The sequence below is a fragment of the Candidatus Zixiibacteriota bacterium genome (genome assembly GCA_021159005.1).
In the GTDB taxonomy this organism is placed as follows: domain Bacteria; phylum Zixibacteria; class MSB-5A5; order UBA10806; family 4484-95; genus JAGGSN01.
This window is the reverse complement of sequence record JAGGSN010000030.1, coordinates 1-11,336: the sequence shown is the minus strand read 5'-3', so window position 1 is coordinate 11,336 and position 11,336 is coordinate 1. Positions and strand designations below refer to the sequence as shown.

9 protein-coding genes are annotated in these 11,336 nt (G+C 41.6%); all 9 read right to left on the bottom strand.

The window, feature by feature from the left end; genetic code table 11:
- Positions 1 to 214 precede the first annotated feature (214 nt).
- The 9 genes from J7K40_02010 to J7K40_01970 all read right to left on the bottom strand — a co-directional run bounded on the left by J7K40_02010 (position 215) and on the right by J7K40_01970 (position 11,291).
- Entirely contained in the window at positions 215 to 568 is a 354-nt protein-coding gene (locus J7K40_02010) for a response regulator (GenBank protein MCD6161170.1), read from the bottom strand.
- Positions 569 to 656: 88 nt separating this feature from the next.
- Positions 657 to 2,282 carry a PAS domain-containing protein gene (locus J7K40_02005; GenBank protein MCD6161169.1) on the bottom strand — a complete coding sequence of 542 codons (1,626 nt, stop codon included), beginning with the start codon at positions 2,280 to 2,282 and terminating at the stop codon, positions 657 to 659.
- 6 nt (positions 2,283 to 2,288) lie between these two features.
- Positions 2,289 to 2,660 (bottom strand): response regulator, encoded by a 372-nt coding sequence (locus J7K40_02000; protein MCD6161168.1) that lies wholly within the window; start codon positions 2,658 to 2,660, stop codon positions 2,289 to 2,291.
- A 44-nt stretch (positions 2,661 to 2,704) separates the two neighbouring features.
- Positions 2,705 to 3,505 (bottom strand): hypothetical protein, encoded by an 801-nt coding sequence (locus J7K40_01995; GenBank protein MCD6161167.1) that lies wholly within the window; start codon positions 3,503 to 3,505, stop codon positions 2,705 to 2,707.
- Between the two features lie 15 nt (positions 3,506 to 3,520).
- Positions 3,521 to 5,131 (bottom strand): (Fe-S)-binding protein, encoded by a 1,611-nt coding sequence (locus J7K40_01990; protein ID MCD6161166.1) that lies wholly within the window; start codon positions 5,129 to 5,131, stop codon positions 3,521 to 3,523.
- Entirely contained in the window at positions 5,124 to 6,041 is a 918-nt protein-coding gene (locus J7K40_01985; protein MCD6161165.1) for a hypothetical protein, read from the bottom strand. Before J7K40_01985 ends, J7K40_01990 begins: the two co-directional genes overlap by 8 nt.
- A 31-nt stretch (positions 6,042 to 6,072) precedes the next feature.
- The gene (locus J7K40_01980; protein MCD6161164.1) at positions 6,073 to 6,591 is read right to left on the bottom strand and encodes an Rrf2 family transcriptional regulator; all 519 of its coding nucleotides are present in this window, start codon (positions 6,589 to 6,591) and stop codon (positions 6,073 to 6,075) included.
- A 270-nt stretch (positions 6,592 to 6,861) separates the two neighbouring features.
- Entirely contained in the window at positions 6,862 to 9,363 is a 2,502-nt protein-coding gene (locus J7K40_01975; protein MCD6161163.1) for a carbohydrate binding family 9 domain-containing protein, read from the bottom strand.
- Between the two features lie 530 nt (positions 9,364 to 9,893).
- A complete protein-coding gene (locus J7K40_01970; GenBank protein MCD6161162.1) occupies positions 9,894 to 11,291 on the bottom strand; it encodes an FAD-binding protein in 1,398 nt (465 codons plus the stop codon).
- Positions 11,292 to 11,336: the final 45 nt, after the last annotated feature.

The following is an 11,336-nucleotide window of genomic DNA, read 5'->3' as shown; positions in this document are numbered from 1 at the left end:
CCTCCATTTTATTGCAGCTCCTTATATAACAATGTGTTGCAATATATAGTTGAGGATACTATTATTATATATCACCTCCCCCCGTAATAACTCTGGCTATACCATAGAATTTTTAAGTGAGGTAAATATTCCGATTGACAATACGTTTTTCAACCGCTGCTCATAAAGTTTACGAATCGTTAGAAATAATACCAATTTAATATTTGATAATTCCTTAACCGATGACGTTATTGACAGCTTCCAGTAATTTTTCAGTATCAATCGGTTTTTCGAACACGGCAACAGGTTTTTTAACAGCCAGATGCCGGCCAGCCATACCGCTTATTACGATTATGGGAATATTGTTATATTTTTCATTTCGATGAATTTTGCGATAGAAATCTGTTCCGGTGTTATTTGGCATTTGCAAATCTAAAGTTATCAGGTCAGGATTAAATTCTTCTAATACCCTTAAAGCAATTACTCCATCCTCTGCTATAGCTGTTTCATAGCCTTCTTTTTTGAATAAGGTATTAAGATAAATCCTGATGTCCTGTTCGTCATCAACAATCAATATTTTCTTGCTCATCAATAATCCTTCCCAAATCTATTTGCTTGCATTAATAATACCATGATTGGTCTGAGTTTTCAAGGATAATTAAGCTTAATAAAACATATTAATTTATTTTATTAGGTATAACAACTCGAAATTTAGTTCCCCTGCCTTCAGTTGAAGTAAATGTTAGCGTACCATCGTGTTCTTCAACAATTTTTTGGACTACCAATAAACCAAGACCGGTCCCTTCACGTCCCTTAGTTGAGAAAAAGTCTTCAAATACTGCTTCTTTTATACGGCCAGGAATACCAGTGCCGTTATCTTCAACTTCGAATAGGTACCTGTTATCATCTGTCTTCTTGGCGTTGATAGTAACCCAATGTCTTTTTTTAATTTCAGAAGTATCATTAACACAAGCTTCGAAAGCGTTAGTTACCAGATTTGTTAGAAAACTATGCAAAGCATCCGAATCGAAACGTCCAACGGGCAAAGATTCCGGCATGTCAAGTTTTAGCTCGATTCCATCTTTTTGCGCTCGACCCTTAAAAAGTTCATAAACGTTAAATACGGTTTCGGAGGGTTTAATTTGTTGAAAATCCATTTGCCGCTCTTTTGAGCAGAACAAAAGATCTTTAACAATTTGCGAAACCATTTCAACATTCCGTTCTATCATACCCCAACCCTGCTTAATCATACTATCATCGCCATCCTCCATACCAGTATTGACAACGAATATACCTCCCTCAAGACCCATTAAAAGATTCTTAATGCGATGAGCCATAACCGCTATTGTTTTACCCATATAGGTTAATTCTTGTTGAAGCTTTTTAACTTCTGTTATATCGGTAGACATTTCCATTGCCGCTACAATTTCATGTTTATCATTATATATAGGTGATGAATAAACGATAACTTGCGCTATCCCGCCGTTTTTCTTGACAACGGTTTTTTCACTGCTGTAAATATTACCATCTTTGAAGGTTTTTGCTAAATGACAATCCGGACAAATAGTATCCCGATGTTTATATACATTATAACAATATTCACCAAAATGAGCGCCAAATTCCTTCTCGAACATTTTATTGATACGGATGATTTTGAAATTTTTATCCAATATAGAAATATAACAGGGTACACGTTCGAATAAATCACGAAATTCTCTTTGGCTTATTTCAATTTCTTTCTGCAGCTTTTTAATTTCAGTAATATTTGTCGACATCTCCATAGCCCCGATAATATTGCCGAGTTCATCTATAACAGGCGTAGTATAAACTATCATATGAGCTGTTTGGCCATCTTTAGTGATAACTTTTTCTTCAGCGCTATGAGTATTCCCATCGGCGAATGTTTTAACTACCGGGCAGTTTGGGCAAATATCATCGAAATTTTTATAGACTTTATAACATTTTTCCTTATTTCTCTCACCGAAATCACGGCGAAACAGCTCATTCGTTCTGATTATATTCATGTCTCTGTCTTGAATAGAAAGGTAGCAAGGTACTTGTTGGAAGAAGCGATCAATATATTTTAGGTTCAAAGCGGCATCGGATTGCATGACAATATAAGTTCCCGCGCCCAATACTAAGAGGATGAATGTGATGCTTAAGTAAAGTATAATAGGGTTGGCAAATATTGAAATTGCCGTCAACAAAAAAGAAATAGCTACGGCAACAACAATGATTTTGGTAAATGATGACGTTCCCCAAGATGAAGCTTTTAGTAAAAATTTACTTTTTAGAATCTTCACTGCAGTTTAATCTCCGAGCAATTTTTTGGCCTTTGCCACTAATTCATCAGGCTTAATAGGCTTTTCGAGATACGCTGTAATATCCGAATCTTTATTATTGCTGAAAAATTCGCTATGGCCTGAAACACCGGAAACGACAATTATCGGAATTCTTTTATTCGTTTTGGTGTTTCTAATCATCTCAAAAAAATTTAAGCCGCTTTTCTGCGGCATTAGAATATCCAGAGTAATCAAATCCGGTTTAATAAAGCTTATGTTTTGCAGCGCCTCCTCGCCGTTAACAGCAATATCGGTATCATAGCCTGCTTTGCGGAAGATTGTTTGCAGATATATTCTCATATCTTCTTCATCATCGACGATCATGATTTTTTTTGGCATTGCATTATTCTCCTCTATATAAAGCAACTTGGCAGCTCGATAATTTATTCTCTATCTTTGATAATCTGCCTGGCATCGGGATGATCTATTCGCTTTAACACAGACAGAATCTTCTCAGACGGCGTGGTCTCATCGAGTATACGAACAAGCTGAGCAATTAGCTCCGGATTTTTTATCGAGCTTAGTTGATCCTCGGCAGTACCGGATATCTCCGGATTAGAGTGATCGAGACCCTGAACCAAATACTCAAGAGCGATTAGCGAAGCCTCGCCTCCTCTTCTCATAATTTCACCTAAAGTAAAAATAGCGCTTTTACTGCCGCGGAATTTACCAAGAGCTCGCGCCAGACGAACGCTGCCATATTTATTTATATAAGCATCTATCTCTTCAGGGGTTTTAGGCTTACTTTCCGTTTCAGGTCGATCTATATCAATTAAGAATGATTCGTCAGCATAGTTTTCAATAGCAATTCTCCGAGCGGACATATTATAGTCCGGATTAGCAGCGATTTCTTCGAGAATTTTTTTATCGGATATTTGCGAAAAACAAGCCCCCATTAGCTGGTAATTTTTCCGAATCTTGATTATCAGGGCAAGCTTCTGCTGCGATTCAATACGCTCTACAGCATCAATGCGAGCGTCAATTTCTCTGCCATCCAAAGCAATTGAAAACAGCATTTCCTGATCGTTAACCCTGGCGACGGCGGCTTTGCGAACTCGAATGGATTTATCTGTTTTAGCAATCTCTGATAGTAATTGTTGGTCGGTTAGCTTTCCGACTGCTTTAAGTCGAACTTCCGGGTCTTTTGAAAAATGGGCTGACCTAAATAAATCTCTTAAGCCCACAATCGACTCCTTTTATTAATGAAATTCCCATTCATGGAAACCTTCGCGAACATCGGTCATAGCATTGACAATCAGTTCTACCAGCCCTCCATATAGAATACTATCGCGTTCCCAAGCATTATAATATGTCAGGATATCTCTGATTTGTCCTTTGCAGTTCGAACATGGGGCGCACACATACTTGTTTACTTTCCGGTCATGTTCATCCTTCGTAAATGCGCCTAAAATCTGAGCGAATTTTTTACGGCCAGGTATTGTGAATCGCCAATTAGGAAAATTATTTGACTGCATAATAGCAAATCCACTGCCGCCGCCGCAACAGTAATTATTAACTCCATGAGGCGTCATTTCGCGAAACTGAGGGCAAATTTTCCTGATGATGCGGCGCTGTGGTTCGATAATACCCATGGAACGGGTCATATTGCAGGGATCATGCATGGTAACCGGGAAATTATTTCTTTCCGGGTCAACCATTACTTTTTCATTCAGAACAAGGTCTTCCATAGTAGCCATGCAGGATTCGCGCGGGATATTGCATTCGCCAAGCCAGACCCTATCGCCGATTGCCATCATTGCCTTATGAGCATGGCCGCACTCACCAACCACGACTTTTTTAACTCCCAGTTTTTTGGCAATTTCCGCATGTTTAAGCGTTACTCTGGCCAATTGGACATCCTCATAAAACAGGCCGTAGTTAACCGAATCATAACCGACCATTTCACTTGATAGTGTCCAGCTTAAGCCGGCAATTTCAAACAAGATTGCAAATGCCTCAATGTTTTCCGGCCATGAAAGAAATTCACCGGCATTGTGGATTAAGAGAATATCCGCGCCTGGTTTATCAAACGGTATTTTAATATTCATGCCGGTGCGGTCGGTAATGTCTTCCTCCATAAACTCAAATAAATCCATCAGGGCAGCTGGTGAAATACCGGTCGAGGAACCTGTATCCAACTGCTTTACCGTTCCCTCAACATGCAGTTCGGCTGGAGCAATTCCCATCTCCTGGCTGAACAGCTTGCGAATTTCACGAGTAATCAGACCGTTATCTACTCCCATCGGGCAGGTTTGAGCGCATCGCCGGCATAAATTGCATCGGTAAGCAAGTTGGGCTAACCGGGCTAAAGTATCCCAATTCAAATCAATATCGGCGCCGGTAAATTTGGCTAATAGTTTGCCGCCGGGAGTAATATATTTATTTATAATACGACGTAGAATATCCGAGCGAAAAAGCGGTCTGTATATCTCCGCCTTGCCGCTCATTTCATAAATCGGGCAGGCATCAGAACAGGTATTGCATTTAACGCAATTATCCAAAGATAACATCAATGGTTTAAGAAACATCCAATTGTTTTCAACGCTGAGAAGTTTTTTTAGACCTACCAGGAATTTGGCAACCAACTCTTCTTTTTCCTCGTCAGTTTCAGGCTCAGGTACAGCTATATTTAGGACGCCATCAAGCGATATGTTTTTGCCGGCTCGTTTTTTCTCCGGTATTTCGGGATAGGGCGAATCTTCCCAATCCTCATAGGGATAAGGGAGCTTAGGAAAATCTTTGATATCAATTGTGTGAACTTGGTCGATTTTTTTACTTATATCATTTATTTCAGTAACTTTTTTATTCATTATTGTTCTCCTTAACCACTTCGCTCCATTTCTTGCCTGTTTGAATATGAGGTGCGCTCCAGCCTACTTTATGCTCAAGCAATTTAAGTAAATTAGCTTCTATTTTACTGCCCTTAAAATTTGGTTCATCATTCCAACGGACAGAATGGTATAGAAAAAATTTGGCTACGAAATGGGACATCCTGGTCAAGGTGATATACATTATCAACAGAGCTACCAGAACTATTTCTGCACTAAAGAACAAACCAGGCGAGCTAAAAGATGAAAAAGTTATTAGGGAAATAACATAATCCCGAAGAATTGTAAAGTATGGATCGTAGATATATTGAGAAATCAACGCTATAACTATTACAATATCAAAAAGCAGCAGATTGATATAATCTGACGGGGAATTATAAACTCTCTGCCTTTTATTTGCGGCTCTCCATAGAACCAGACCGAATGCACCTAAAGCAGTTAGTATCAATCCAAAGTAGCCAAAAAATACAGTAGCGTAATAAACTATTATCCCTAAAAATCCACCATTTGCAGAAATCGCAATATCAAATATTTGTAATATGCCGCCGCCCAAAAGAAGCAGCAGCCAACCTATAGAGCAATATAATCCCAGGTGGAACGGAAATGAAGATAGCCAGACTCGCTTATTATTATGCAATACACCTTTGAGAAAAAATATCTCCGACATCATCTCCAAAAGTTCATTAAGTTTGTCAGATTGGCGAGGTTTACTCCACCAATCGAGTTCCTCGAGATATGAGCCTCCATAATCAGAACGCCCTTTTTCATGAGGGACAGGATAGAGTTCCCATCGGAAATGCTGCGGAGCAGAGATATATCTGAATGCTTTTACAGCCATAGCTATAAAAGCGGTTAAAATTGAAAGATAAGTTGCCAGTTGAATAAAAATCATACATTCTACTCCTGCGTATTATGTCATAACACTATTTTGTTTTTGTCGGACAACCGTCAAAGGATTCGTTGGAATTTTCAGCCATGAGACGGTCAGGATTAATAAATGGCATGTGCGAATATTCTTTCTTGATGGAGTTTATTTTTTCTCTATCAACCATATCTGATAATCTTAATTTATCTAAAACCTCCAACATACTGCCGCTTAGCAATGCCCAAATTAAACGTGCCTCACAAAAACTTGAATTAAGGCATATACTGGGATTGCTGACGCATTCTGTAATATCAAGAGGCCCGGTTACGGCTCTGACAATTTCGCTAAGTTTGATTTCTTCGGCCGGCCTGGAGAGTCGATAGCCACCCTTTTTGCCGGAATAACCTACTAATAAACCGTTGTTTTTCAAAGAGATAGCCAACTGAGCAAGATAATTATCGGAAAGCCCGGTAATTTTGGCGATTTGCCCTATGTGTATCATCTCCTTAGACTTAAGTTCACGTGCAAGTTCTATCATCATTCGTAATCCGTATCTGGCTCGTGTAGATAATTTCATTAATTAGCTCTTTCTTTATAATTTACATCTAAACCATAGTAAACTGATTAGTTTAATAAGTCAAGCACTATTTTGATAATTTCTCCTAAGATATTAATGCCTTTTCTCGGGGATTGAGAAAAAAATTCTCGCCTTTGGGTGTCAGTTTGGGCAGATTAGTATGCTGGGTATGGAAAATTATCGCAAGTCCGCAGGGATATGTCCGTGCTTGGCAGTCAGGGGCAATATTAAAGTCATCTTGCCTATAGCTCGATGACCTTAACAGTCAAACTACAAATTCCACCAGTAGCTGGTCTTAATTAGAAATACATTATCAGCATCGCCGGAAAACAACTTTTCCATATCGCGGCGTAAATAAATATCATTGAGACTATTATTCCAATCTGACATCGACCTGGTCCAGACAAAATACATTGTACTGCCCGGTATATATTCCCATCGAATAATAAGGGTCGAATTCAGAGCGGAATAGTGGAAATCTTCCTCATCAAGTTCGTATGGTTCATAGTTTTCACCGCTAAGATAACGGCGGTAGTCCTGATAATCGATACCGGATATATATCCTTGCCCCGATAGCTGGCAGGATAGATCACGGGTAAACATAATACTGGCAGTTAAGCTCAATACTATCTCATCCTGATTCATATCGGCGAAGATTGAATTGTCATCATCGTTTTCAACCCAAATAATCTGGTTAAAACCCCTTACATAATTAGTTCCAATTTCAAATTCCATATTGCTGGCGGGGCGATATCCAACGCTAATCCAATTGGCCCGCCATGAACCGTAACGGGCATGTCCGCTGCCCGGATTCCAATTGAATGATACTTTCTTGCGCTCATCAGTGTTTAAAGACATCCACCAGCCCCAGGAAGATGGTCTTTTCCAAACACCATTGCCGCGGGTTTCGAGGTCGTTATATTCGCCGAATTGCATGTCATAGCCGCCGCAAAGCGTCCAGTTGTTAATGAAGTCGAAACAAGAATTGACATTCCAACCTTTGCTGAGATTATAGTCATCGCTATTCCATTCAGCATAGGTGTTAAAATTATTCCAGCTATTGCGAACAATCCACCAATCATCATTGGTGCGATACTGCAGCCACATCCAGCCGCCTTTTTCATCATTACGGCTTAGATATCCCAGACGATTAAGGTCGAGATGAGTATCCTTTATATTAACGCCGATAGCGCCGCGGAAAGATTCACCTGCCGCTTTCTCTATCTTGCCATCGAAACCATAGCCTGTGTTTTCATTATCGACGCGGCTGAATACAGTTTGTCCGCTAACCTCCCACTTGCCATTCTTGGTAAACAGACGCCAGTCGACACCGCCTGTTGTAACCGGGTTTCTCTTATCTTGAGAAGCTAATGTAATCATACCGCCTATACTCGACTTCGAGAGAATATCCTGCTGAAGACGAAAGGCAGAGTAATTAGCTATTGGTTCTACTATACCTTCAAGATTATTTCGGCTGCTTTCTTCTGCGGCAGCTAAGAGTCTCTTAGAATGAGCGGTTGACGTGTATATGTCTTCATATGGCTTTGAGAGAACGGTATCATATTTGGCAATTTCCTCCTGCGTAACAGCATTTAGGAAAGCTATAGAAGTTCCACTTTCAAGCTTGCCGGTAATTTTAGCGGCGCCAAGAATTGTGGTCGATTTCGGGTAATGAGTATAGTAATCAAATTTTGGGTCATACGTATCGTTATCAACATCATCAATATCTCCACGCGGCGGCCGCCCGATGCGGCGGGAATAGAACAAGCCAAAACGAGTATCGAAAAGATTTGCGCCCTCCACAAAGAATGGCCTTTTCTCCTCATAATATGTTTCATAAGTTGAAAGGTTTAAAACCGGACGGTCAAGCTCTACCTGACCGAAATCAGGGTTGATAGCCGCATCTAAAATCAAATTGGATGACAAGCCATACTTGAAATCGAAGCCGACATTTTTCATGTAATCCCGACCATCGGGATTGCCTTGGTCCGTTGGTTCTAATTCTATCCCGGAGACTGCATAAGGTAAAATCTCAATATGACGCGACGGCTTTATGCCTTTAAGCCCTGTGAGATGTCCGAAACGTGATACAAAACCGCCCTCAGCTGATGGAGAAAATGCCCACCATGGCGATTCGTTCCTTCGGCTTATATAACGAGTAACATTCATGCCCCAGGTATGTTCATCTTTTTCAGTGAAACGCAGGCAGTGGAATGGTATTCGGATTTCCGCCGACCATCCCCATGGCTGAGCCTTAACATCCGACTCCCAGACACTATCCCATGAATAATCGCTCCAGGTATCATTGTATAACCGGCAATCGCGTTGGACGCCCGCGGCGCTTACATCAAACCGGTAGCCTGTCTGATGGTCGTGGTATGGGTCTAAGCGGACAGTTATAATATCCGAGTCGCCCCAGCGGTCCCGTCTTACAAGCTGACGGGCAATCTTATCCGGTTCAGAATCATAACACCAGAAAGCGAAATATAAAGCGTCATCATCGTAGGCTACAGCCACTACAGTTGATTCCGTAGCGGCTTTTCCCTCATCCGGTTCACGCTGTATAAAATCCTTAGCTAAATCAAGATTATCACCTAGCCAGACTTCATCGTTAAGGTCGCCATTGATAACAGGCGGATTGGGATTTATCCGTGTTGCCCGCAGTTCGCGAACGATTTTTTCAACCGATAGCGAATCCTCTGCAAACGATAGATTGCTTGCGAGCAGCATTATAATCGCAAAATAAAAAACAATGGCTATCTTTGATTTCATACTGGTGCCTCCTCAGATATGCTTTGGCGCACGGCTTATTAATCATCGCGTTGGTATATGGTTTGACCCGTTTGCAGATACAGTCTCTCTCCGCTTGGCATACCAGTTACTATAGGGAAATACTACAAATATATACGGCCAACCGCTTGATATATACGCAACATGATGAAAATAGTTGCGTTTACGCAGATCAATCCGCCTGAGGCGGACTTGCGGTCTTGACTATTTTTTCTGTTTGATATGTATAACGTTGTTGTATTTCAATGCGGTGCGAAAAATACTGGATTCCCAATCAAGTTTGGAATGACAATATATAGCCAAACAGTAGGACGGCATCCATCTAAACCGGATGACTCCTGCTTATCAAGGCTGCTCTGCCGCTGCGCGTAGAGGCATATTGTAAACCCAAGCCAATCTTGACAGGAAATGGTTCGCCCTACTGCTTCGCGTAGGGGCGTATTGCATACGCCCTTTGGTTGCCGAGCAGTTTAAGTAGGCCAAAACCCTCACTGCAGTCTTGACTATTCCGACTATAATAACATCTTCCCCGGATTCAATACCCCTTTCGGGTCAAACACACTCTTGATGCCGCGCATCAATTCAAGCTCGGTTTCCGATAGCGCAATCGGCAGGTAGCGTTTCTGCGCAAAGCCGATGCCATGCTCGCCGGAAATCGTGCCGCCTAACTTAACCACCTCGGTGAACAGCTCGGCGATTACCTTTGGCAATTCGTTGTTCCAGCGATCATCGGTGATGTCTTTCTTGATAATGTTGCAGTGGATGTTGCCATCTCCGGCATGACCATAACTGATAGTGGTGATATTATACTTAGCGCTTATCTCTTTGATTTTTTTCACTAATGCCGGCAGGTTGGCTCTCGGTACTACCGTATCCTCCTCCTTATACGGCGCGATTGATTTGACCGCCTCGCCTATCTTGCGGCGAGTATCCCATAGCTCGGCTTGTTTAACAGGGTTGTCCGCTATGAAGACATCCACGGCCTTACCCTCAAGGCAAATTTCACCGATACGTTCCGCCTGATTTTCCAAAAGCTCCAAGTAGTTGCCATCGATTTCCAAAAGAAGCAGGGCTTCCGAATCGGAGTAGGGGAACTTTCGCTCGAATTTATCCTCGGCGGCTTTGATAGCGGCTTTCTCGATAAACTCAGCGGCAGAGGGAATAATCTTGTTTGTAAATATACTTGTCAATGCGAGGGCGGCTTCATTGAGAGAGTTAAACGGCACAAGCATTGTCTGGCGATGTTTCGGTTTGGGCAGGATTTTTAATGTAATCTCTGTAACCACCGCCAGTGTGCCCTCCGAGCCAACCAGCAATTGAGTAAGATTGTAGCCGGAGACATTTTTCAAAAGCTTGCCGCCGGATTTGAAGATGCGGCCATCGGGCAGAACAGCCTTGAGGCCATAGATATAATCTTTGGTAACGCCGTATTTTACAGCGCGCGGTCCGCCGGAATTTTCGGCAATATTGCCGCCAAGAAGACAGGAATCGCGAGAGGCAGGGTCAACCGGATAGAACAATCCTGCTTTCTCAAGCTCGTCCTGAAGTACGGCGGTAATTACACCCGGTTCGACAACCACCATCATGTTGGCAGTATCGATTTCAAGAATGCGGTTCATCCGCTCTAATGATAAAACCACGCCGCTATATACCGGCAATGCGCCGCCGGACAGACCAGTACCGCCGCCTCTTGGTGTAACCGGGATAAGATTATCACTGCATAATTTCAGGATTGCCGAAACTTCCTCGGTTGATTGCGGCTTGACAACCGTATCCGGATAGTATGATAAGTCCTCAGTCTCGTCATGGGAATACGGTTCAATATCAAATTTTTCGGTCAGGATATATTTATCCCCGACAATACTTTTTAATTCGGCTATAATTCCGTCATTTATTTTATTAAATTTAATTTTATTCACTTTCAAGCCCTCTTTAAAATTTAATCAGCATAATTT

Excerpts from the sequence above, each read along its gene's own strand:
- J7K40_01980 (MCD6161164.1), bottom strand. The coding sequence starts at position 6,591 with ATGAAATTATCTACACGAGCCAGATACGGATTACGAATGATGATAGAA.
- J7K40_02000 (MCD6161168.1), bottom strand. The coding sequence starts at position 2,660 with ATGCCAAAAAAAATCATGATCGTCGATGATGAAGAAGATATGAGAATA.
- J7K40_01975 (MCD6161163.1), bottom strand. The coding sequence starts at position 9,363 with ATGAAATCAAAGATAGCCATTGTTTTTTATTTTGCGATTATAATGCTG.
- J7K40_02010 (MCD6161170.1), bottom strand. The coding sequence starts at position 568 with ATGAGCAAGAAAATATTGATTGTTGATGACGAACAGGACATCAGGATT.
- J7K40_01990 (MCD6161166.1), bottom strand. The coding sequence starts at position 5,131 with ATGAATAAAAAAGTTACTGAAATAAATGATATAAGTAAAAAAATCGAC.
- J7K40_01985 (MCD6161165.1), bottom strand. The coding sequence starts at position 6,041 with ATGATTTTTATTCAACTGGCAACTTATCTTTCAATTTTAACCGCTTTT.